Below are 22,413 nucleotides of genomic sequence, written 5' to 3'. Positions count from 1 at the left end.
AGCGACGCGATCAATCGAATGGGGTCGGCATGAGACTGAACACCATCCAGTTCCCGACCGCGTAGCCGCCTGTCCTGCCGATCAGGTCTTGACCATCGACGCCTGGGATCAGTCCTGAATGTTCTTGGAGACCACTACGTTATGAGCCGCAGCCGCCGCAAAACACCCATCGTCGGGCACACGACCTGCGGCAGCGAGCGCGAGGACAAGAAGCTCTGGCATCAGCGCTGGCGCACCCGTGAGCGCACGGCGCTGACCAGCGCGTCGCCCGAAGCCCTGAGCGCCCATCTGCCCCTGCTGGAAAACCAGGCCAGCAGCGTCTGGTCGATGGGCAAGGATGGCCGCTCCTACTGGCCCGTCAAGCGCCAGGCCGCCACGGCGGATCGCATCGCCAATCACAAGGGACGCAACCCGCAAGAACGCGCCTCCCTGAAAAAGCGCCTGCTGCGCAAGTGGATGAGCAAATGAAGCTCTCCTTCCATCAGCACATTGCGCTGTTCTGGATGATCGGTGCTCCGGGCGTCTTCGCGCCCGTGATCGAGAACGCCAAGCGGCCCGATGCCGGCGCCGTCATGGCGTGGGGTGTCGCGATCGTGGCGGTGATGATCCTCTTCACCCCTTTGCTGCTGCGCTGTCCACCATTCCGGCGCTGGTATGGCCGGACGGATGCGCTGTCGGAGCGGCAGCGCCAGGCGCTTGCCGAGCGCGGCCTGCGCCGCTACTACCAGACCGCTTTCGATGACGGCTACGTGCCCCGCGTGATGCCCTACGTGTGGCGCATCATCTGGACGGTCGGCGGGTTGATGGCTGTGACCGCCGTACTGCCTACCAACACCGGACGGCCAGCCTTCGATGCCTTGGTGGTCTTCTCGACCTGGTATCCGATAGGCGTGATGCTGCTGGTTTTCGCGTCGAGGCCCCTTGGCCGGTTGATTCGCCAAAGAGCACAGGAGCGGCGGAAATGAGCACGTCAACCATCGAGGCGCTGGCCAGCGCCTGGGCAAGGATTGCCGAGGAAGCGGAATTCCCCGCTGACTACGAGGGGACTGCCACACCACAAGCGCATCGGGCTAGCGAAGCTATTCAGGAGCAGATTCGGGAGCGCATCGTCGCCACCAACGACATGCGGCTGTTCAGCCTGCTGCACCTGCTGGGTCAGGCGTCGCTGCGCATGGAGCAAGCGCTGTGGCCGGAGGATTACGAGCGGATGACGCGCGAGGTTGAGGAAGCCCTGCGGCAAGCCACCGACGCCAACGCCAGATCGTACACCCACGAAGAAGTGATGCAGGCGATGCAGGAACGCATCGACCGGGCGCGAGACAAGCCATGTTGATTGGCTATGCGCGCGTCTCGACGCAGGATCAGAACCTGGAGCTGCAACGCGAAGCCTTGAGCAAGGCCGGATGTAAAAAGGTCTTCGAGGACAAGGTGAGTGGCACGCGGGCAGACCGGCCTGGCTTGGCCAAGACGCTCGAAATGCTGCGCGAAGGCGATACTTTGGTCGTCTGGAAGCTCGACCGGCTGGGCCGGTCGGTCAAGCAACTGGTCGATCTGGTCGGCGATCTGCACAAGCACGGTGTCCAGTTCAGGAGCCTCACCGACTCCATCGACACCGGCACACCATCCGGGCGGTTCTTCTTCCACGTCATGGCGAGCCTTGCCGAAATGGAGCGCGAGCTGACCGTCGAGCGCACCCGCGCCGGGCTGGAAGTCGCCAAGCAGCTCGGCCGCAAAGGCGGCCGCAAGCCGAAGATGACCGACAGCAAGATCGAGTCGGCCAAGAAGCTGCTGGCCAGCGGGGTGCCGCCCAAGGACGTGGCCAAGAACCTCGGCGTGTCCATTCCGACGCTGTACCGCTGGGTGCCAGCCTCCACGCACGCTTAGCGTGCTTTATTTAATGAGATGGTCACTCCCTCCTTCCCGGTACTATGCTGAGGACAGGCTTTCATTCGGAGAACTATCATGGAAAACATTGCGCTCATTGGTATCGATCTGGGTAAAAACTCTTTCCATATTCATTGCCAGGATCGTCGCGGGAAGGCTGTTTACCGTAAAAAATTTACCCGGCCAAAGTTGATCGAATTTTTGGCGACATGCCCCGCTACAACCATCGCAATGGAAGCCTGTGGCGGTTCTCACTTTATGGCACGCAAGTTGGAAGAGTTGGGGCATTCCCCAAAGCTGATATCACCACAATTTGTCCGCCCGTTCGTTAAAAGCAATAAAAACGACTTTGTCGACGCCGAAGCTATTTGTGAAGCTGCATCGCGTCCGTCTATGCGTTTTGTGCAGCCCAGAACGGAATCTCAGCAGGCAATGCGGGCTCTGCATCGTGTCCGTGAATCCCTGGTTCAGGATAAGGTAAAAACAACCAATCAAATGCATGCTTTTCTGCTGGAATTTGGCATTAGCGTTCCCCGAGGAGCTGCCGTTATTAGCCGACTGAGTACCATTCTTGAGGATAATAGTTTGCCTCTTTACCTCAGCCAGTTATTGCTGAAATTACAACAGCATTATCACTATCTTGTTGAGCAGATTAAAGATTTGGAATCCCAGTTGAAACGAAAGTTGGACGAAGATGAGGTTGGACAGCGCTTGCTGAGCATTCCCTGCGTCGGAACACTGACAGCGAGTACTATTTCAACTGAGATTGGCGACGGGAAGCAGTACGCCAGCAGCCGTGACTTTGCGGCGGCAACAGGGCTTGTACCTCGGCAGTACAGCACGGGAGGTAGGACGACATTGCTGGGAATTAGTAAGCGAGGTAATAAAAAGATCCGAACTTTGTTGGTTCAATGTGCCAGGGTATTCATACAAAAACTGGAACACCAGTCTGGCAAATTGGCCGATTGGGTCAGGGATTTACTGTGCCGGAAAAGCAACTTTGTCGTCACTTGTGCTCTGGCAAACAAGCTGGCCAGAATAGCCTGGGCCCTAACGGCACGACAGCAAACTTATGTAGCATAACGGCAGAAATACACCGGTTTAAAGAATTACTGATCTGGTTTTGCGAATACTGATATTGATGATACTAACGGCCCACCGGCCTGTTGAGGAACCTGTAAAACGGAAAGGCTCATTGAAGCCGTATATTTTCTGGAGGTTCATCAGGCGCGGAACTCATCAAGGCGCGGGAATAAAATCCCATTCAGACGCCGGATAGATTCAAGCAAGCCAACTTGTCGTCAAAATCGGTGTTGCAAAAACGGGAGTGACCATAGATTCCGTTTTCTGAGACGACCCCTGCATGACCATTATCGCCGCATATTATTACAACGAAGGTAAGCGAGTCCGTGAAATCAGGCTCGATGAGCACGTCGAACTAAACGAGAATCGCTCGGGCTTCTGCTGGATCGCGCTTAGCGAGCCCACCGCAGACGAACTCAGCGCGATCCAGACGACGTATAACCTCCATCCTTTGGCGATCGACAACGCCATGCACCCGCTGTGCCCGCCCAAGCTCGAGGTCTACAACGATGAGTTGTACGTCGTCGCCCAGACCGCCGAGCTGGTCGGCGACCGGATCAGCTACGGCAAGATGGCGATCTTCACCGGTCACAATCACCTTATCACCGTGCGGCACGGCAATGCCGGAGCGCTGGGCAAACTTCGGGAGCAACTCGAGGCATCGCCGACGCAGTTCGGCAAGGGTGTCGACTATGTGCTGCACGCGATCTTGCACCGAGTGGTCGACCAGTATCTGCCCATCTTCGAAATGATCGAGGACGACGTCCTGGCGATGGAGCGACGGTCGCTGCACGATTTCCTCGAGCCAGAAGAGGTGGCGCGAATCTTCGAACTAAGGTCCGAACTCACGCGGTTCCAGCGCACGCTCGGGGCTATGGCCGAGCTGGTGCGAAAGCTCGTTCGCGGCCACTTTCCCTGCATCAGCGCCGAAATGACACCATATTTCCACGACGTCGCGGACCATGTCCACCGCGTGCAGTCCATGGTCGACGGCCTCCTGCTTGTCCTGTCCACGGTCTTCGAGGCCAGCAGCCTTCTGGAAGCGCAAAGGATCGGTGTGGTCACTCGCCAGCTCGCGGCCTGGGCGGCGATCTTGGCGGTCCCGACGGCGATCGCCGGAATATATGGCATGAACTTCAAGCACATGCCGGAACTGGACACGCCATATGGCTACTTCGTCGTGCTCGGAGTGATAGCGGTGTTCTGCCTTCTCCTATTCATGCGCTTCAAGAAGGCCAAGTGGCTATGAGTAACGCACTTCGCGAGCTTCTCCGTCCGCCGAGTCACAGCGCGCTTTGTGCGCGAGCGTGTCCAATCCAGTTCAAGATGAAGGTGCTTCCATGACCTCCCAGGTGACCGACGTTCTAAATAGCTGCGCCTAATACCGCTACACTTTTGCCTGACCATGTTTTCCTCCGGGGAATGGGCTGGCGGTTTCCATAAAATGGCGGACCTTTTTCAGTAACTGCCACATTGAGCGGCACTGATGATTACGGGTTATCGTGTCATGAAGTGCCTGCCATAGCCGTTCCACATGATTCACCCACGGCGAGTAAACCGGCTGGTAAATTACCCTGAACTTGGGATTTGCTTTCAACCAGCGCTGTGTTTCGCGGCTTTTATGGATAATGTAGTTATCAACGATCAGCGTGATTGTTTTCGCCCGCCGGTAAGTGGCTTTCAGGTGCTTCAGCAGAGCGATAAACAGCGCTGAACTTTTGCTGTTGCCGCCCACGTAGCTGACTTTACCCGTGCCACTGTGCAGTGCGCCGGCCAGATAGTATTTTTCGTTCTGCCCCGGCGTCACTACCCGTTTCTGCTGTCCGCGCAACTGCCAGTCCGCACCGATTTTAGGATTAAGGTGGATATCCACTTCATCTTCATAAAATACCGGATGCTCTGCGCTGCATTCATCCAGCGCTTTGTGGATTACCGCCATCTTTTCATCTTTATGTGGGTCACGGATACGCAGAGTTGGCGCGGCCCTGCGCCATACAAGCCCCGCAGATGGCAACCAGCGGCGAACGGTTCCTGCATGTAACTGGCAACCGGTTATCTCATTGATTTTTAATGCCAGTAATTCGGTGCTCCAGCGTGAACGTTGATAACCAAAATCGCCGGGAGAATGCTTTATCAGCTCACGTAACAGGGTGCAGATATGTTCAAAAGGCCAGCGTCGGGAGCGCCCTGCGGGTAAGGATTTCAGGCCTTCAATACCTGAGTGCGTAAACCAGTTAATCCAGCGACCAACGGATGAACGAGCACAACAGAGAGTTCTGGCAACATCGCTGACCCGTTCACCCCGATGAAGCATCAGCATGGCCGTGAGTCTGCGGGCATGATTTTTATCGCGCGTTTTATGAATAGCTTTCTGCATCAGGCGTCGTTCGCCACGGGGTATTGGTGCTATGATCGGCATCGCTCAGTCCGGTTGGTGGTTTTGGTTGGTTTGGCGATTGATCAGATCGCACAATCCGGGCTGAGTTCCCTTTCAGTGATCTACTATTCCGCGCATCTATTTAGATTAATTATTGGAGACTATCATGAAGTTTGAGAAGTCACAGGCAGCAGTTGACCGCCTGACCCCCGAGCAACGCCGGATTACCCAGGATTCGGGGACCGAAAGGCCCTTCACGGGTGAGCACAACGACAACAAGGAGCCTGGCATCTACGTCGACATAGTGTCGGGAGAGCCGCTGTTCGCTTCAACGGACAAGTTCGATTCGGGTACTGGCTGGCCCAGCTTCACCAAGCCGATCGTTCCGGCAAACGTGAACGAGGTGCGGGACAGTGCACACGGCATGGTCCGGACGGAGGTCAGGTCGGTACACGCCGACAGCCATCTGGGCCACGTTTTCCCGGACGGTCCTTCCGACCGCGGCGGTCTGCGCTACTGCATCAACTCTGCGTCCCTTCGCTTCATCCCGCGCGACGAGATGGAGTCCGAGGGATACGGTGAATATCTCGATCAAGTAGAGGAGGCTTAACATGCATCAGCGCGCTGTTCTCGCAGGAGGATGTTTCTGGGGCATGCAGGATCTGATCCGCAAGCGGCCCGGCATCATCTCGACCCGTGTGGGTTACACGGGCGGCGATATTCCGAACGCCACGTATCGTAATCACGGCACGCATGCCGAGGGGATCGAGATTGTCTTCGACCCGACAGTGACGAGCTACCGGCACATCCTGGAATTCTTCTTCCAGATCCACGATCCGACGACGCTGAACCGCCAGGGCAATGATCGTGGGCTCTCCTACCGGTCGGGCATCTATTATGTCGACGAGGAGCAGAAGCGCGTCGCCGAGGATACGATCGCCGATGTGGATGCCTCGGGGCTGTGGGATGGCAAAGTGGTGACCGAGGTCCAGCCGGTCGGCGAGTTCTGGGAGGCCGAGCCCGATCACCAGGATTATCTGGAGAAGCGGCCGGGCGGCTACACCTGCCACTTCGTCCGTCCCGACTGGGTTCTTCCAAAGCGGCATGAGGCCGGCGATGTGAGCCCTGCGGCCGGGGCTGCAGCGGAATAGGCTTCGCTGCCGTTAGTGCCGCGCCGATCCGGTTCGCAACCTCCGACGACCGCGTCAATCGACGCGGTCGTCGAACCCGGCCTTGAAGCAGATCATTCCATTCAGCCGCCGTCGCAGTGCCAGGATCCAGATATGACAGACCTCTCCTCCTTTCCCATCACGCAGCGCTGGCCAGCATCTTATCCGGATCGCTTGCAACTATACGCGGCCCCCACGCCCAACGGCGTCAAGGTCTCGATGATGCTGGAGGAGACTGGCCTGCCGTATGAGCCCCACTTCGTCGACATCTCGAACAACGAGTCGAAGGATCCAGCGTTCGTGTCGTTGAATCCCAACGGCCGCATACCCGCGATCATCGATCCGGCTGGCCCTGACGGCCAGCCCATTGGCATATGGGAAACCGGTGCGATCCTCATCTATCTGGCCGACAAGACGGGGCAGCTCATCTCAACAACACCCGCCCAGCGGTACGAGACTCTGGCCTGGGTGTTCTTTCAGGTGTCGGGCGTTGGGCCGACCTTCGGACAGCTAGGCTTTTTCCTGCGATTTGCCGGCAAGGACTATGAGGACAAGCGACCTCGGCAGCGCTTTGTTGATGAATCCAGGCGTCTTCTCGGGGTCCTGGATCACCGGCTGGAGGGCCGCGAATGGATTGTCGATGATTACTCGATCGCGGACATTGCGACGTTTGGCTGGGTGAATGCGCTGGTCGAATTCTACGCAGCGGGCGACATCCTCGGCCTAAGCAGCTATTCGAACGTGCAGGCATGGCTCGAACGCGGGCAAGTTCAGGCCGCTGCAACCGGCTTAGCGTGCTTTATTTAATGAGATGGTCACTCCCTCCTTCCCGGTACTATGCTGAGGACAGGCTTTCATTCGGAGAACTATCATGGAAAACATTGCGCTCATTGGTATCGATCTGGGTAAAAACTCTTTCCATATTCATTGCCAGGATCGTCGCGGGAAGGCTGTTTACCGTAAAAAATTTACCCGGCCAAAGTTGATCGAATTTTTGGCGACATGCCCCGCTACAACCATCGCAATGGAAGCCTGTGGCGGTTCTCACTTTATGGCACGCAAGTTGGAAGAGTTGGGGCATTCCCCAAAGCTGATATCACCACAATTTGTCCGCCCGTTCGTTAAAAGCAATAAAAACGACTTTGTCGACGCCGAAGCTATTTGTGAAGCTGCATCGCGTCCGTCTATGCGTTTTGTGCAGCCCAGAACGGAATCTCAGCAGGCAATGCGGGCTCTGCATCGTGTCCGTGAATCCCTGGTTCAGGATAAGGTAAAAACAACCAATCAAATGCATGCTTTTCTGCTGGAATTTGGCATTAGCGTTCCCCGAGGAGCTGCCGTTATTAGCCGACTGAGTACCATTCTTGAGGATAATAGTTTGCCTCTTTACCTCAGCCAGTTATTGCTGAAATTACAACAGCATTATCACTATCTTGTTGAGCAGATTAAAGATTTGGAATCCCAGTTGAAACGAAAGTTGGACGAAGATGAGGTTGGACAGCGCTTGCTGAGCATTCCCTGCGTCGGAACACTGACAGCGAGTACTATTTCAACTGAGATTGGCGACGGGAAGCAGTACGCCAGCAGCCGTGACTTTGCGGCGGCAACAGGGCTTGTACCTCGGCAGTACAGCACGGGAGGTAGGACGACATTGCTGGGAATTAGTAAGCGAGGTAATAAAAAGATCCGAACTTTGTTGGTTCAATGTGCCAGGGTATTCATACAAAAACTGGAACACCAGTCTGGCAAATTGGCCGATTGGGTCAGGGATTTACTGTGCCGGAAAAGCAACTTTGTCGTCACTTGTGCTCTGGCAAACAAGCTGGCCAGAATAGCCTGGGCCCTAACGGCACGACAGCAAACTTATGTAGCATAACGGCAGAAATACACCGGTTTAAAGAATTACTGATCTGGTTTTGCGAATACTGATATTGATGATACTAACGGCCCACCGGCCTGTTGAGGAACCTGTAAAACGGAAAGGCTCATTGAAGCCGTATATTTTCTGGAGGTTCATCAGGCGCGGAACTCATCAAGGCGCGGGAATAAAATCCCATTCAGACGCCGGATAGATTCAAGCAAGCCAACTTGTCGTCAAAATCGGTGTTGCAAAAACGGGAGTGACCATAGATTCCGTTTTCTGAGACGACCCCTCCATTCAACTTCAGCTGGCGCCTCCATGCCACTGACGCGGCATCCTGAACCCGGATCCACATCGATCACATCTTCTATACTTTCAGTCTGGCCACTGGAGGTAACCATGTGCGGACGTTTTTCTCAGTCAATGACGCGGGAAGAGTATCTTTCTCTCCTCGCCAATGTAGCCGATCGAAATATTGCCTACGACCCGGAACCCATCGGTCGCTATAACGTCGCCCCGGGTACCAGGGTGTTACTTCTGAGCGAACGCGACGAACAGCTGCAGCTCGATCCGGTTCACTGGGGTTACGCGCCAGGGTGGTGGGATAAACCGCCATTGATTAATGCCCGGGTTGAGACCGCAGCCAGCAGCAGGATGTTTAAACCTCTTTGGCAGCACGGTCGGGCGATCTGCTTTGCTGATGGCTGGTTTGAATGGAAGCGTGAAGGAGACAAGAAGCAGCCCTATTTCATCCACCGTAAAGATGGCCAGCCAATCCTCATGGCCGCGATCGGAAGCACTCCGTTTGAGCGTGGTGATGAGGCGGAAGGGTTTCTGATTGTCACGGCCGCGGCTGATAAAGGTCTCGTTGATATCCATGATCGGCGCCCGCTTGTCCTGGTACCGGACGCCGCCCGGGAGTGGATGAAACAGGACGTTTCGGGTAAGGAGGCTGAAGAAATTGCTGCTGATGGAGCTGTGTCCGCTGATCATTTCTTATGGCATCCTGTAACGCGCGCTGTTGGTAATGTTAAGAATCAGGGACCAGAGCTCATCGAGGCTGTTGGCTTATGAGATGTCGGAGGCTGATCCGTGTTTTAAAGCTAATGTACGCATACATTAGCTTTAAAATTAGCCGTGCATCGTAACTAATTTCAATCATCAATATGGACAGCTATCACGACAGGGAGATTTTAAAAGCTTCAGACTTATGCATTAAAAGCAGCGCAAGTCTAATAAGTAATTATCATATTGAATATATAATTCATTTTTACAATTTATTATTGTTAGGCAGTAAAATTTAATTGTTGAATTTACCTATAAATAAAGATATTAATAAAATGTCTGCATTTTCAATAAAGGAACTTATCATGAGCTGGTTTAATGACGTATTTGGATTCGAAGAATCAGACTATGCAGAGACTCAGGCTCGTTTTTTCCAGGAAGGCCCTTTTCTTCATACCAGAAGCCAGCCATCTGTTTCTTATCGTTCTGGTATTCTGACCATGCCGAGTCTGGCCGAATTAAGGAAAGCGGTCAGCAATCTTGTGACAGAACCGTATGGAAGGTGCAGATTTGACATACTTGAGGCTGATGCATATGACCTCCACCGAAAATCCGAAGTGAAGGGCGCGCTGATCCAGGTTGCCAGTCAGTTCAACTTACTCGAAATGCCATGTGAATATACAACGCCAGAAAAGGGGATTACCGATTACCAGTTTGATCATACTCAAGGACCTGCCTGCGCTATGGCCTGTGCTGCTGCCACAGTATTTCGTAATTATCTTGTCCCGATGGGGTCACAGACTGGACAATCCACTACCAGCCAGCTTAACACGCTGGCTGATATGGAAAAGGCTATCGGCATTGATGGCATACGAATGAAAAACGGGTATGCCCTGATGTCGGCTAATACGGTGCAGGCTATTAGCCGTTATATTGCATCGCTGGATGAGCAAATGCGGGACAGGCTCAGACAGGAGTTACGCATCGGATTGCACTCAGATACTGAAGTCACTATACCAGGAGTACCTGAAGATCAGTTTGTGTCTCAGGCTCTCTGCTCTGCCTTACCTGTCGCGTATAACTCATCTCCCCGGGAAGACTGGGCTCCTTTTGCATCGCTGGTACTGGAAGCCAGTTACGAAGCAACGTTGCTGGCAGGTGTTCTGAACTACCGGCTTACAGGCAATCCGAGAGTATATGTGACTATGGTCGGAGGCGGAGCATTTGGTAATGAACCTGGCTGGATAATTTCTGCTCTCAGGCGTGCCTTATATCTGGTCAGCCATCATAATCTGGAGGTGATGTTTGTAAGCTACCGACATACTCCTGCAGCTTTATATTCATTAATTGAGGAATTTTGACCGATACAGTTTGTCATTCTAAATAAGAACAACATATAATGAATTCGACAGCATTTAATTAAGGAGTGATTTATGAATGGGTATATCGTCACAATCATTATCGCATTCATTTTCGGTCCCATTCTGGCGTTACCGGTAATGTTCTTAGGTTTGTTTAATATAATGGATTTTGCGCTGTATTCATTCCCCATATTTTTCTTTTGTATTATGGGGTACAGGCAAGATAAGAAGGTTAAGGATGCTTTTAAGGGATTAATACCGGGCCTAATTGTATCTCTGATTATGACGACTTTAGTTCTTTTTGTTAAAGATCAGAGCGACTGTACGAATAAATATGATACAGGTAGTCTGTCTGCTGCTGTGTGTGAGAGACTTAAGGGACCAGGATTTAGATAACGGAAGCCTTTACGGTGGCGCAGCTCGTCACGGAACGCGTCAGCCTGCTCTATGCCCGGCAGATGGTTTTGATTCAATGCGTGATCATGTGGTCATAGTCACCGCCATTGCAGCGGCGCCGAGAGACGTCGTTTATCAGTCTGTGTCGTGAGTTGAGTCCTGATCGCAGAAGTTCAGACCGCCCAGACTTTTGAGTTGCCTTAAGTCACTGAGATAGTCCTTCCCGGGCCCCCCATTGCCTCGACAAGTGAGCGCCAGAGCACGATGACTCCATTGTTGCTCCAGATATCCAGGATGTCCGGCGGCGTGCTGAGATTCCTGAAATCGGTGACAACTTTTTTGGTGTGCTCAAGCAGTTCGTCATAGGAGAGGGTAAATATCTTCTCTGTGCTGGCCATACTGCGCTCCTGTCATATTTAATGATGATTTTTCGAAGGGTCATCTGCAGGTGATGAACGGCTTATTATCTATAATCTCACATCTGATATTATTTTATGGTTTACCGTTATAGCCGTCCCGGTAGGCCGACGTACCGACAGTGATTATGGTTGTGCTAAAGACCTGGGGAACGCTACTGCCCCTGTGTCTGGTCATGTTACCTGCCAGGTGATTACTGCAGTTTATATACACCTGCCTGCCAGGGGCTCAATGACAGGGATGTACCCTGTGGCGCAGTCGCCTGGTGCGGAGTTTCAATGATCACTTCTCCGATCGCATCATTAGCCGGTAGAGTTTAGCGAACCGGGTACTGCGGCTTTATACTCATTAATTGAGGAATTTTGATAGTAATCATTTTGGCGGTGTATCAATACCCGCTTTATCACGGAGCTGATTCTATGGCCGATCCCCTGAACTTACAGACCGACGTCGTCCGGCAGCACACGGTGCCACGTTTTTTACTGAAGCACTTCAGTGCGCCGGGAAAAAGTAAGCGCCGGCGGTTGCACGCCTTTGACAAGGCCCGCGGGTGCAGTTACGCCACCACGCCCGACGACGCCAGCGTGCGCAACACCTTTTACAATCTTGACGATCACCCCGATCGCTTGAGCCTGGAGCCACTGCTAGGGATTTACGAACACCATGCCGCGCCGGTGATCGCCGCACTGCTGCAGCACAGGGATATCCGCCGGCTGACCGAGGAGGAGCGGTACAAACTGGCCGTGTTTGTGGCCGTGCAGCGTGCGCGTACCTTTGGCGAGCAGCAGCGTATAGCCGGAATGGTCTCTGTGCTTGCGGATAAATTGGCTGGTATCGGCGCGACAGCTGACCAGGTGACCGATGTCCTGGGTATATCGCCAGATCGCGATATCCGGCACGTTTTTCTGCGTTTACTGGCCGATCAGGCGCCTCATATTGACCATTACCTGAATAAAGACTGGTATCTCTTTGAGACCACGGCCGATCATCCGTTCTACGTGTCTGATAACCCGGTGGTCCTGCAGAACAGTAATGACTTCGGGCCATACGGCAACCTCGGACTGGCGGTTCGCGGTATAGAAATTTATCTGCCGCTGTCGTCCACGCTGATGCTCGCCCTGTACTGCCCTTCCATACGGGAAGGAATGCTTCAGCAACGGCAGGACATTGAATTTTTACTGGCATGCGCGCCGCATTGCATACCGGCACATATGCGCCCGTTTGAGATGCTTGAGCATATCCGGCGTTATACTGACTATCTGTCTTTTCCGCTGAGCCAGGAGAATGTCACTCGTTACAATTCGCTGCAGGTTCAGTTTTCTGAGCAGTATGTTTTCTGTGAAAGGAATGACTTTACTCTGGTTGAGAAAATGCTGGCAGATGACGAGCGATACCGGACCGGCCCACGTTTTAAGGCTGGCTGATCCTGTGAATCGATGAATATAAGTTTGACCAGTCAGATGATGTAGTTATATTTATGATTAAGGAACTAAGGGTATGGAAAAAGAAATATTAACGGCATTAATTTCTGCCGGGGCATCTTTTGTTGGAGTTGGCATTGGTTGGATTGTCGCTTATAAAACAGTAAAAGCACAAGTTAACCAATCTGTTAAGAATCTTGCAGCTTCACATCGAGCGGAGATAATCAGAAGACAACTTGATTCTTTAGAGACACTATGGGGAATATTTGATGCCACATCTCGTACCGGTGGTCAAGGTAGAATAATCCAACATAGTGACCTGCCCCCACGATTAGATACAACACTCAGTTAGTAACGTCGGAATCTTCATTCTCAGAATGACCCTTTCTCCAGCCCGCTGCAAATTCAGACGGTGTCTGATAATTCAGCGTGGAGTGCGGGCGGCATTCGTTATAATCCTGCCGCCAGTCATTAATAATTTTCCTGGCATGAACGATATCGCTGAACCAGTGCTCATTCAAACATTCATCGCGAAATCGTCCGTTAAAGCTCTCAATAAATCCGTTCTGCGTTGGCTTGCCCGGCTGGATTAAGCGCAACTCAACACCATGCTCAAAGGCCCATTGATCCAGTGCACGGCAAGTGAACTCCGGCCCCTGGTCAGTTCTTATCGTCGCCGGATAGCCTCGAAACAGTGCAATGCTGTCCAGAATACGCGTGACCTGAACGCCTGAAATCCCAAAGGCAACAGTGACCGTCAGGCATTCCTTTGTGAAATCATCGACGCAGGTAAGACACTTGATCCTGCGACCGGTGGAAAGTGCGTCCATGACGAAATCCATCGACCAGGTCAGATTGGGCGCCGCCGGACGGAGCAGCGGCAGACGTTCTGTTGCCAGCCCTTTACGACGTCTTCTGCGTTTTACGCCCAGGCCACTGAGGTGATAAAGCCGGTACACGCGCTTATGATTAACATGAAGCCCTTCACGGCGCAGCAACTGCCAAATACGACGGTAGCCAAAACGCCTGCGCTCCAGTGCCAGCTCAGTGATGCGCCCTGATAAATGCGCATCAGCAGCCGGACGGTGAGCCTCATAGCGGCAGGTCGACAGGGATAAACCTGTAAGCCTGCAGGCACGACGTTGCGACAGACCGGTCGCATCACACATCAACATCACGGCTTCCCGCTTCTGGTCTGTCGTCAGTACTTTCGCCCAAGAGCCACCTGAAGCGCCTCTTTATCCAGCATGGCTTCGGCAAGCAGCTTCTTGAGTCTGGCGTTCTCTTCCTCAAGCGACTTCAGGCGCTTAACTTCAGGCACCTCCATACCGCCATACTTCTTACGCCAGGTGTAAAACGTGGCATCGGAAATGGCATGCTTGCGGCAGAGTTCACGGGCGGGTACCCCAGCTTCGGCTTCGCGGAGAATACTGATGATCTGTTCGTCGGAAAAACGCTTCTTCATGGGGATGTCCTCATGTGGCTTATGAAGACATTACTAACATCGGGGTGTACTAATCAACGGGGAGCAGGTCAACACCTATCATGACAGGCCTCATACCTTCAGCTACTCAGGGCTCGATGGCCGCCCTGCCAGTGACCATCGACTATCCCGCAGCACTGGCCCTGCGCCAGATGGCGATTGTCCAGGATGATCTCCCGAAATACCTGCTGGCGCCGGAAGTCAGCGCCCTGCTCCATTACGTGCCGGATCTTCACCGCAAGATGCTGCTGGCGACGCTGTGGAACACCGGCGCGCGCATTAATGAAGCGCTCGCGCTGACCCGGGGGGATTTTTCGCTGGCGCCGCCATATCCGTTCGTGCAGCTGGCCACGCTCAAGCAGCGCACCGAGAAAGCGGCCAGGACGGCAGGTCGTGCCCCCGCAGGCAGTCAGGTCCATCGTCTGGTTCCCCTTTCCGATCACCACTATGTCAGTCAGCTGCAGATGATGGTGGCCACCCTGAAAATTCCTCTCGAAAGACGAAACAAGCGCACCGGCAGAATGGAGAAGGCGCGTATCTGGGAGATTACAGACCGTACCGTTCGCACCTGGCTTAGCGAAGCGGTGGAGGCCGCAGCGGCCGACGGGGTGACGTTCTCAGTACCTGTGAGCCCCCATACGTTCCGTCACTCCTACGCGATGCACATGCTGTACGCCGGTATACCACTGAAGGTTTTGCAGAGCCTGATGGGCCACAAATCGATTAGCTCCACAGAGGTCTATACGAAGGTGTTTGCGCTTGATGTTGCTGCGCGGCATCGGGTTCAGTTTCAGATGCCCGAAGCGGATGCGGTAGCCATGCTGAAAGGGAATATTTAAGTACTTTGGAGAATGATGCTGGCGAACGTCCTGCTCGCCGGTGAGGTTTGTCAGAAGTTATCTTGCCCAGCTGGCGGGAATATCTGCACTGTATCCCTCATACCGCTCATAAATCGCATGCTGAAGCATTTTAATACGAGCAGATAATGTGTCGGCGTCCGACATATGCCGCCATTCCCCCTCAATAGTGGGTTTCCAAGCATCCGGGAGATTGAGCGTTATAAATACCTTTGTATCACGAATAATCACCCCATCAGTGAAAGATTTAAGACCTCTTCTTACGGTATTATCTATCTGTATAGCTTCAAGTTTCATCTTAATACCTCCTGTTGTAAGGATCCCCAGCATAGATACCTGAATTCAAATTGCCTAGTGAAATGTCTGGATATGCCGCATTTTTCCCCTTATACAGCGAAGCTGGCCAAAGGCCAGCCCGCATGGATTTATCGCTTTTGCTGATCTCCTCCCTGAAAACAGTGCCAGGCTAAACTGAAGTCTCCGGTCTTTCTTCCCTCTCACAGAGAGGCACATCGCCATGAAAAAGACCCGCTATACCGAAGAACAGATAGCATTTGCGCTGAAACAGGCCGAAACCGGCACTCGGGTGGAGGAAGTCTGCCGAAAGATGGGCATTTCTGAAGCCACATTTTACAACTGGAAGAAAAAGTTTGGCGGCATGGGCGTGACAGAGCTGCGCCGCCTGCGCCAGCTTGAGGAAGAGAATCAGCGTCTGAAACGTCTGGTGGCCGATTTAAGTCTGGACAAGGAGATGCTGCAGGAGGTACTGAAACAAAAGTTCTGAGGCCGGCTCAGAAGCGTCAGGCGGTGCATTTTCTGCGGGAGGCTTACCGTATCAGTGTCCGACGGGGATGCGGACTGCTGATGCAGAGCAGAACCGTTTACCACTGGCAGAGCCGGCGGGATGATCGGGCGATAACCCTGCGTATCCGGGAAATAGCGGAAACCCGGATCCGCTAGGGTTGCCCGCGTATTCATATTCAGCTGCGGCGGGAAGGCTGGCCTGTTAACCACAAGAAAACACACCGGATTTACTGTCTGGAAGGCCTCAACCTGCGCAGAAAGCGCCCCCGCAGGCATGTCAGTGCAGCACATCGTCAGCAACGTCCGGTCCTGACTGGTGTCGATCAGTGCTGGAGTATGGATTTCGTGTCGGATAACCTGTTTAACGGACGACGTTTCCGGGCGCTGACTGTAGTGGATAATTTTAGTCGGGAGTGTGTGGCGATCCATGCCGGAAAGTCGCTGAAAGGTGAGGATGTGGTGGGTGTGATGGAAGGGTTGCGGGTGCTGGGCAAGCGCCTGCCGGTACGTATTCAGACAGATAACGGCAGCGAGTTTTTTTCGAAAAGTCTGGATAAATGGGCGTATGAGCACGGGGTCACAATGGACTTCTCCCGCCCCGGAAAACCAACGGATAACCCGTTTATTGAATCATTTAACGGCAGTCTGCGGGATGAATGCCTGAACATTCACTGGTTTCTCTCGCTGGAAGATGCGCAGGACAAACTCGACAACTGGCGCAGGGAATATAATCATGAGAGAACGCATTCATCATTAAATGACATGACTCCGGCTGAATTCATCCGAAGTCTCCGGAAAGACGAAGATCTCTGATTTAGCACTGCACTGATTTCGGGCCAGGGTCAAAACCCCGGAAATCTCAAAAAGTGCGTGGAACTAAAACGGGTGTGCTTACAGTGACAGCTCAATCAGGGATGTGATCCACTAACGAGGCAAAGACAAAGGGGTTATGAACAGAACAGCTCATGAGGTACAGACCCGCTGGCTTGAGAGCCGGCAGTCTAGACTTCGAACCAGGGCAGGGGGTAGGCAGGCAGAATTTATGAACCAGTAACAGACTACGCCGGGCTTTAGGCGCCATTTGACTCCTCAGACACATGCAGCATCATCTGTCGCTTCCATGCCGCTGACGTGGCATCCAGAAGCTTCCCGATACTGGAGGTTTTAACGTCTGCTTTGTGCCAGGAGCGAATGTTGCTATGTTGTGGTGCGTTAATCAAGCGTACGGCCAAGAGAAATGCGGGAAGAAAAGGCCGCTAATGCGCCCCAAATTGAACAGTGAATCAGCTATTGATATTGAGAAAGATACTCTGCAACTCCAAACGCCGGATTTAGTCCACCGGTATAGACTGTTCCTGGTTCTTGAGGCGTAACATATATTGTAGGCCATATAACCATAACTTTAAAATAGTTATCTATTTTAATTCTTCTGAGCTCTTTAAAGAGATAATCATCTAATTGATTTCGATTTAAACAATCTACATAATAAACTGCTGCACTTGTTACTATATCTGCGATTTGTAGTTGAGGATATTCTTGCGATGAATGGAATCTCAAAAATCGAGATTTAATTGGTAACTCAAAACTCCTTCTATCATATCCATATACCTCCGTAATTTTTGAAATAGCCATAGATTTATTAAAAATATCTTGTTGTTCTGTATTCGCTTTGGAATCGCCATGCTTAATATAAAAACCGTTGGGATATAATTTACCCCATTCTATACAGTGCTTGAAGAGAGAGGGTATGGAAGAATCTAGTGTATTTTTTTCAACATCTTCTAGAATGTCATCAATTTCATTTTTAGTAATGCTAATTCTATTGATTGTGTCTACAAACCTTTGGTCGCTTGCACATGCCTTTAGCTCATTAACAGATGTGTAAAATTCATCAATAGATTCAGAGGCTTGATTTCTAACCATGCTCATAAATTTTTAGTCGGGGGTAGTCACCCATAGCCATTACGGCCCATGCCCTGCCACACCTCTGCCTCAACGTGCCAATGCCATGCAAAGGCACGCTGCGCGATGTGTCCCGTTCGCTCTTTGAAGCTCTGGGTGCTGGAATCAGGATATCACTTTGGCCGATCCTGTCAGTACCCGCAAAAAAGCAATGGCTATGAATTTAATTCACGGCGCTATTGGGTTTAATCGCCCGCAGATCATTAAGTAAATGCGGATTCCGCTGCAGGAGCATCAGAATTTTAGAGGCAACGCCGGAAGGCTGACGCCGCCCCAGTTCCCAGCTCTGCACCAGGGCGGGAGACGCGCCAACCGCATCGGCAAATTCAGCGCGGGAAACGCCCAGAGAAAGGCGCAGCTCTTTGACGTCCATCACGCAGCCTCCAGCGGCTTTTTGCTGATGATGAGGCGGCGGTGTATATGCACGTCGCGGTCATTGCCCCAGGCGTATTCAAGCCAGCGGCTTTCCAGTTCGTCCAGGCTGGTAATGTGATACTTCGGCCACTCTTCACCTTCGGTACCATCAGCAACATAAAGCGAGTAACCGCTGTTATATGCCCAGTCGAGCATATCAAGCCAGAAACGCTGTCCATCGCCTGTTTGTTCGCTGTCTGATACCACGATATTGGTGGTATCCAGTAAATGCCGGAAAAACAGCTTCGCGAATCCCTGGATAGCGGAATAGTGACGGCTGGACGGAGTTCGCCAGACCATCACCTGAGTAACGGCGTAATGCGGATATGTGATTTCTTTGTGGTGTACCAGCTTCACCGCATAGGCGGTGTATGGCTTGCCATTATCAACGGTCACGATCCGATATTCGTCTCGCTGGAGGGCTTTAACCAGGCGATAGTTAGCAGGTGGAACGTAGCCATCAATTCTGTAGTCTTCCACTCCACGGGCAAGAAATTGTTCTGTATGTTCTGCGTTTTTGGAATACATACCCAATTTTTTGCTGAAATCAGCGGAATTAATCAATAACGGTGACACGGTATGTAGTGATCTCATTGTTACGCCTCCTGTTTGGGGCTTTAGTATCACAATATCACGTACAATGTACATGCGCAAACCCATAAAAAACCGCCTATCCGGCGGCTGATATCGCATCACGCACTTCGTTGAAATCCGCGTAGAATCGTTTTAAACAATTCACCGGCACTAGCCCGTCACCAGCGTAGCGCGTGCGCACCCACGCGCTCAGGAGTATATAGAGCCGCTTTAGCCATCCGTAACAAGATAGACTGTTTTCACGCTCAGCGACGTGCTGCCAGGCTTCGCGGTGTTTTTCGTCCGTCGGCGTGTTAGTACATCCCCGCAGGACGTTGGTTAGTTTGCTGAAAAACGGGAATCCGAGGGAGTAGGCATGATCGCGGATCACGCATTGAGTGAAATCGGGCGCGGTATCTTCCTAGTCGTCATAGTATGATTCACCAAGCACCAAGACGCGCACACCATAGCGGCTATCACGGAATTTCTCGTCAACAATCGGGTGAAACTTCACGCTAGGTGGGTATGGGGCGATCTCCCCGTCCGGCAGCGCCCGCATGGCATCAGTCACGACAAATAGCGATTCACCCGCATTATTGCCCGTCGGACGGCCATCAGCGTAAATCACCGGCGCTGCGTCGCCCAGGGCGTGTTCAGACTCTTCAACGGCGAACACTTCACCATCAGTACGCCGAAACCAATACAAGCTGTAGCCGTCGCGCTCAATGGTTTTGCGGAAAAACGTTCCGTCCAGATTCTCTTTGATGTACATCGATAATCCATTATGCGGTTTTATCGGCGGCATTACGCTGCTGGAAAATAGCCCAGCGCTCGGCCAGAAATTCACGGTTCAGTTTGTAAAAAAGCGGCTTAATCTCCGTCCCTTCGTACTCTTCCCACTCAATACCAGGCGCAAAGCTCACTTTGAGCGTTACAGGGTCGATTCCCATCATATGGCGATCAAACAGGCGGTGGAACGTTGGGGATAGCAGCACGCCATTACTGGCGTTGTAGCAGCCACGCACGGCTGCACCTTCAATATGTGCCGCTTCCAGTACGCCATTAAGACGTTTGCCCGTCACCGCGCAACGGCCATCAAAGTTTTTAAGCACCATTTCGCGGAATTTGGCCTGTGCACGCGGATCGCGCTGGAATACTTCGGCCACGCGGCCAGAGGCATTAAATTCGATATCCACCAGCTCGCGCTCTTCCTGCTGGATAGCGGCAATCTGTTCTGGAAGCTTATTTTTCAGCTCAAAATGGTACAGCTCGCCGTTATGCTCCCAAAGGTCTTCCCCTTTGGCCTTAACATCACGACGGAAACGACGTGCGTCTGCATCCGCACCAATTCCCAGGGTCTTCATTGCCTCCCAGGTGCTACGGTATTCAACGCCATCCACAATAACCGGATCGATGATGTGTTGAGGGGCTTTCTGTTCCTGGGGCTCAGTCACCGGCGCACGGTCGGCAGGTGGCACAACCGGATCATTTGCGGGAGCTGGCGCAACAGCCGCTGGCTCAAACTGTTTCATGAAGACTTTAGCGAGCGTCAGCGCGTCACGGCCATTCAACTTGTTGTGAATGAGGTGTTTGATGAAATCGGCATACCGTGCCTTAGTAACCTGGCGCACCGCCGCCTGATTCTCAATTTTCAGTTTACCCGGATTAATCGGAAGGTTCGGCAAATCATAGGTGCGCGGGTTCGTCTTGCTCTCGGACTCTTTACCGCCCAGCGGCCTTACGGTTAGCGGTGCACTAACGTTGCGAATATCATCAGCTTTGTCTACTTGGTGACGCGGCGCGGGGTCGGCTGGTGGGACGTAGGTTGTCCCGTTCTTCTCAGCCAGGTATTTCAGAACCTCGCGCATATCGACACGCACGCGGAGCTGTTCTTCCTGGCGTTCTGCCGCGCGGCGGATCTGCTCTTCGCGCACGCGTTGCGCGTGTTCGTAGGACTCTTTGACGACTGGGTGATCTTTCAGTCGAGATACGATTTCGCTGGCGGGTACGTCTTTAAATGCTAGGTTATAAACCATGCCCCAGATTTCAGCGCCGCGATGCTCTTTATGCGTAATGGAAAGCATCGAATAGGCTTTATTTGCAGCCGTTTCGCGGTTTTTCTTGAGCACGCGAGCCGCCTGGGCGCGAGACAATTTCTCTTCACGCTCACGCACTTTTTTCACAATAGCATCAAGCTGCTTTAAAACACTGGCCGATACCTTTTCTGGGGTATATCCGAGTGAAAGCTGTTGAGAAATAAAATCTTTAATCTGATCCATCGCACCTTTCGAGAGTTTCAGATCCAAAGCCTTCATAATGGCTCCAGACTGGGCACGGCGCTCGGCTTTACGACTTTTCTCGTATGCGCTGATTAAGACCTTCTTTTTCTTACCCATTTTCAGCCCTTACAGCTTTTTCGCTAACAGCAATTGAACAATGCGATCAGACAGCCCGCAAAAGCTCCCGATCTGAATATCTTTGATGCCCGCAGCATGTAGCGCTTGCACAAGTTCACACATTGCACGCTGACGCTCAAACGTGCTTTGACGCAAACGGGTTTCTGGTTCGATCCAGTATGTGCGAACGGTTGTTACAGTCAGTAAACGGCTGGCGTTCGCCTGGGTCAACCCGGCGCGGAGGCAAAGGTTGACGAGGTTTCTGTCTGGCGCGGGGTCATAAATATGCCTTCGGTGCAAACACTTCATTGAAGATATCAGCGCTTCAGCCAAAAACGATGTCCATTTCCTGGAGGGCTTCCGGCTGGTCGCAATCAATCGGTTTTACGTAATACGGAGCATGAAACGGACAGCGGTGATGGAAATGATGACAGGCAGATCGACACTTCGAGCCAGCTCGCCATCGTCGGCCCCCCACTCAAAAGCAAGCTTTTCTCCAGCAATGCGAGTATTTTCTTCTGTAGGTTCAACCAGATAAATCATTTTGTCATAGCGGAATGTCAGCGTTTTAGAAAGCTTACGCTGTTCCTGCCAGGCAAAGATATCATCCTGCTCTTCGTTGTTTTCAGCCACGGGTCGATGCAGATTTTTAGGGTATTTTACAGCTCGGGCAAAGCGACGATTGAAGTCAGCGATGAAGGTTTCCAGCCAGGCGTTGGCTGCTTCAATACTGCTGACTCATTCAAGACGCATTTCCTTGATAAGCCGGTCCTGGAGTGTCTGATTTGTTCGCTCTACGCGACCTTTAGCCTGGGGACTGTTGGCACAAATCAACTCGAACCCCAGTTCAGAAAGTACACCGCCAAACTGGGTGACACCGGTTGTGGTGGAACCACCATTATTGACCCTGAAATGATCCGACTGAGTTCTTTTTCTGACATGCTCACAAG

Annotated in this window: 26 protein-coding genes and 2 pseudogenes; 17 read left to right on the top strand and 11 right to left on the bottom strand. The window is 52.5% G+C overall.

Annotated features, from left to right (window positions below):
• Positions 1–141: 141 nt before the first annotated feature.
• The 6 genes from ACQG1Y_RS25540 (at position 142) to ACQG1Y_RS25515 (ending at position 4,216) form a co-directional block, all read left to right on the top strand.
• Positions 142–468, top strand: a complete 327-nt coding sequence (locus ACQG1Y_RS25540) for a hypothetical protein (RefSeq protein WP_003100858.1) — start codon at positions 142–144, stop codon at positions 466–468.
• Entirely contained in the window at positions 465–965 is a 501-nt protein-coding gene (locus ACQG1Y_RS25535; RefSeq protein WP_003100856.1) for a hypothetical protein, read from the top strand. The genes ACQG1Y_RS25540 and ACQG1Y_RS25535 overlap by 4 nt, the downstream gene beginning before the upstream one ends.
• Positions 962–1,333 (top strand): hypothetical protein, encoded by a 372-nt coding sequence (locus ACQG1Y_RS25530; protein ID WP_003100853.1) that lies wholly within the window; start codon positions 962–964, stop codon positions 1,331–1,333. Before ACQG1Y_RS25535 ends, ACQG1Y_RS25530 begins: the two co-directional genes overlap by 4 nt.
• Positions 1,327–1,884 carry a recombinase family protein gene (locus ACQG1Y_RS25525; RefSeq protein ID WP_003100847.1) on the top strand — a complete coding sequence of 186 codons (558 nt, stop codon included), beginning with the start codon at positions 1,327–1,329 and terminating at the stop codon, positions 1,882–1,884. The genes ACQG1Y_RS25530 and ACQG1Y_RS25525 overlap by 7 nt, the downstream gene beginning before the upstream one ends.
• Positions 1,885–1,962: 78 nt before the next feature.
• Entirely contained in the window at positions 1,963–2,967 is a 1,005-nt protein-coding gene (locus ACQG1Y_RS25520) for an IS110-like element IS4321 family transposase (protein WP_000427623.1), read from the top strand.
• A 280-nt stretch (positions 2,968–3,247) separates the two neighbouring features.
• On the top strand, positions 3,248–4,216 hold the full coding sequence (locus ACQG1Y_RS25515) for a magnesium and cobalt transport protein CorA (protein ID WP_032640602.1): 969 nt from the start codon (positions 3,248–3,250) through the stop codon (positions 4,214–4,216).
• A 138-nt stretch (positions 4,217–4,354) separates the two neighbouring features.
• On the opposite strand, the gene ACQG1Y_RS25510 is transcribed toward ACQG1Y_RS25515, so the two are convergent.
• The gene (locus ACQG1Y_RS25510) at positions 4,355–5,386 is read right to left on the bottom strand and encodes an IS630-like element ISEc33 family transposase (protein ID WP_032425611.1); all 1,032 of its coding nucleotides are present in this window, start codon (positions 5,384–5,386) and stop codon (positions 4,355–4,357) included.
• Positions 5,387–5,510: 124 nt separating this feature from the next.
• Between ACQG1Y_RS25510 and msrB the strand changes: the two genes are divergently transcribed.
• The 7 genes from msrB (at position 5,511) to ACQG1Y_RS25475 (ending at position 11,136) form a co-directional block, all read left to right on the top strand.
• Positions 5,511–5,954, top strand: a complete 444-nt coding sequence (gene msrB, locus ACQG1Y_RS25505) for a peptide-methionine (R)-S-oxide reductase MsrB (RefSeq protein WP_004099035.1) — start codon at positions 5,511–5,513, stop codon at positions 5,952–5,954.
• Position 5,955: 1 nt separating this feature from the next.
• Positions 5,956–6,495, top strand: a complete 540-nt coding sequence (gene msrA / locus ACQG1Y_RS25500) for a peptide-methionine (S)-S-oxide reductase MsrA (protein ID WP_004099036.1) — start codon at positions 5,956–5,958, stop codon at positions 6,493–6,495.
• 132 nt (positions 6,496–6,627) lie between these two features.
• Entirely contained in the window at positions 6,628–7,320 is a 693-nt protein-coding gene (locus ACQG1Y_RS25495; protein ID WP_426737411.1) for a glutathione S-transferase family protein, read from the top strand.
• 64 nt (positions 7,321–7,384) lie between these two features.
• Entirely contained in the window at positions 7,385–8,389 is a 1,005-nt protein-coding gene (locus ACQG1Y_RS25490) for an IS110-like element IS4321 family transposase (protein WP_000427623.1), read from the top strand.
• A gap of 384 nt (positions 8,390–8,773) precedes the next feature.
• Entirely contained in the window at positions 8,774–9,448 is a 675-nt protein-coding gene (locus tag ACQG1Y_RS25485) for an SOS response-associated peptidase (RefSeq protein WP_199033626.1), read from the top strand.
• A 296-nt stretch (positions 9,449–9,744) separates the two neighbouring features.
• Positions 9,745–10,740, top strand: coding sequence for a hypothetical protein (locus tag ACQG1Y_RS25480; protein ID WP_064291672.1), 996 nt, complete (start codon positions 9,745–9,747; stop codon positions 10,738–10,740).
• Between the two features lie 72 nt (positions 10,741–10,812).
• Complete coding sequence (locus ACQG1Y_RS25475) at positions 10,813–11,136, top strand: hypothetical protein (protein WP_019725650.1); 324 nt, start codon at positions 10,813–10,815, stop codon at positions 11,134–11,136.
• A gap of 200 nt (positions 11,137–11,336) precedes the next feature.
• On the opposite strand, the gene ACQG1Y_RS25470 is transcribed toward ACQG1Y_RS25475, so the two are convergent.
• On the bottom strand, positions 11,337–11,534 hold the full coding sequence (locus ACQG1Y_RS25470; protein ID WP_062913617.1) for a hypothetical protein: 198 nt from the start codon (positions 11,532–11,534) through the stop codon (positions 11,337–11,339).
• Between the two features lie 438 nt (positions 11,535–11,972).
• Here ACQG1Y_RS25470 and ACQG1Y_RS25465 point away from each other — a divergent pair, with 438 nt between their 5' ends.
• On the top strand, positions 11,973–12,977 hold the full coding sequence (locus tag ACQG1Y_RS25465) for a DUF4238 domain-containing protein (protein WP_088401879.1): 1,005 nt from the start codon (positions 11,973–11,975) through the stop codon (positions 12,975–12,977).
• A gap of 73 nt (positions 12,978–13,050) precedes the next feature.
• Positions 13,051–13,326: a hypothetical protein gene (locus ACQG1Y_RS25460; protein WP_426737405.1), complete on the top strand. Its 276-nt coding sequence runs from the start codon at positions 13,051–13,053 to the stop codon at positions 13,324–13,326.
• Here ACQG1Y_RS25460 and ACQG1Y_RS25455 read toward each other — a convergent pair.
• A protein-coding gene (locus tag ACQG1Y_RS25455) for an IS3-like element ISSen4 family transposase (protein ID WP_087451024.1) occupies positions 13,319–14,439 on the bottom strand; the annotation gives its coding sequence in 2 pieces (ribosomal slippage) (positions 13,319–14,181 and positions 14,181–14,439; 1,122 coding nt in all). The genes ACQG1Y_RS25460 and ACQG1Y_RS25455 overlap by 8 nt on opposite strands.
• A gap of 80 nt (positions 14,440–14,519) precedes the next feature.
• Between ACQG1Y_RS25455 and ACQG1Y_RS25450 the strand changes: the two genes are divergently transcribed.
• Complete coding sequence (locus ACQG1Y_RS25450) at positions 14,520–15,296, top strand: site-specific integrase (protein ID WP_199033618.1); 777 nt, start codon at positions 14,520–14,522, stop codon at positions 15,294–15,296.
• 57 nt (positions 15,297–15,353) lie between these two features.
• Here ACQG1Y_RS25450 and ACQG1Y_RS25445 read toward each other — a convergent pair whose 3' ends face one another.
• Positions 15,354–15,611, bottom strand: a complete 258-nt coding sequence (locus ACQG1Y_RS25445) for a hypothetical protein (RefSeq protein WP_043519733.1) — start codon at positions 15,609–15,611, stop codon at positions 15,354–15,356.
• Between the two features lie 220 nt (positions 15,612–15,831).
• Between ACQG1Y_RS25445 and ACQG1Y_RS25440 the strand changes: the two are divergent.
• Positions 15,832–16,931, top strand: a pseudogene (locus tag ACQG1Y_RS25440) (IS3 family transposase).
• Between the two features lie 474 nt (positions 16,932–17,405).
• Here ACQG1Y_RS25440 and ACQG1Y_RS25435 read toward each other — a convergent pair.
• The 7 genes and pseudogenes from ACQG1Y_RS25435 to ACQG1Y_RS25405 form a co-directional block, all read right to left on the bottom strand.
• Complete coding sequence (locus ACQG1Y_RS25435; protein ID WP_227502974.1) at positions 17,406–18,047, bottom strand: hypothetical protein; 642 nt, start codon at positions 18,045–18,047, stop codon at positions 17,406–17,408.
• A 196-nt stretch (positions 18,048–18,243) separates the two neighbouring features.
• On the bottom strand, positions 18,244–18,453 hold the full coding sequence (locus ACQG1Y_RS25430; RefSeq protein WP_052469709.1) for a helix-turn-helix domain-containing protein: 210 nt from the start codon (positions 18,451–18,453) through the stop codon (positions 18,244–18,246).
• Positions 18,453–19,088: a hypothetical protein gene (locus tag ACQG1Y_RS25425; protein ID WP_043519737.1), complete on the bottom strand. Its 636-nt coding sequence runs from the start codon at positions 19,086–19,088 to the stop codon at positions 18,453–18,455. Before ACQG1Y_RS25425 ends, ACQG1Y_RS25430 begins: the two co-directional genes overlap by 1 nt.
• Positions 19,089–19,488: 400 nt before the next feature.
• Positions 19,489–19,872, bottom strand: coding sequence for a hypothetical protein (locus ACQG1Y_RS25420; RefSeq protein WP_199033617.1), 384 nt, complete (start codon positions 19,870–19,872; stop codon positions 19,489–19,491).
• A complete protein-coding gene (locus tag ACQG1Y_RS25415; RefSeq protein ID WP_230794138.1) occupies positions 19,850–21,382 on the bottom strand; it encodes an HNH endonuclease in 1,533 nt (510 codons plus the stop codon). The genes ACQG1Y_RS25420 and ACQG1Y_RS25415 overlap by 23 nt, the downstream gene beginning before the upstream one ends.
• A 90-nt stretch (positions 21,383–21,472) precedes the next feature.
• The gene (locus tag ACQG1Y_RS25410; protein WP_426737399.1) at positions 21,473–21,796 is read right to left on the bottom strand and encodes a hypothetical protein; all 324 of its coding nucleotides are present in this window, start codon (positions 21,794–21,796) and stop codon (positions 21,473–21,475) included.
• A gap of 153 nt (positions 21,797–21,949) precedes the next feature.
• Positions 21,950–22,375 (bottom strand): annotated as a pseudogene (locus ACQG1Y_RS25405) (ISNCY family transposase); the annotation flags it as partial.
• Positions 22,376–22,413 lie beyond the last annotated feature (38 nt).

It is taken from the genome of Enterobacter cloacae complex sp. 397G4, assembly GCF_050031515.1.
GTDB lineage: Bacteria > Pseudomonadota > Gammaproteobacteria > Enterobacterales > Enterobacteriaceae > Enterobacter > Enterobacter hormaechei_C.
This window is presented reverse-complemented; position numbering and strand designations above follow the sequence as displayed.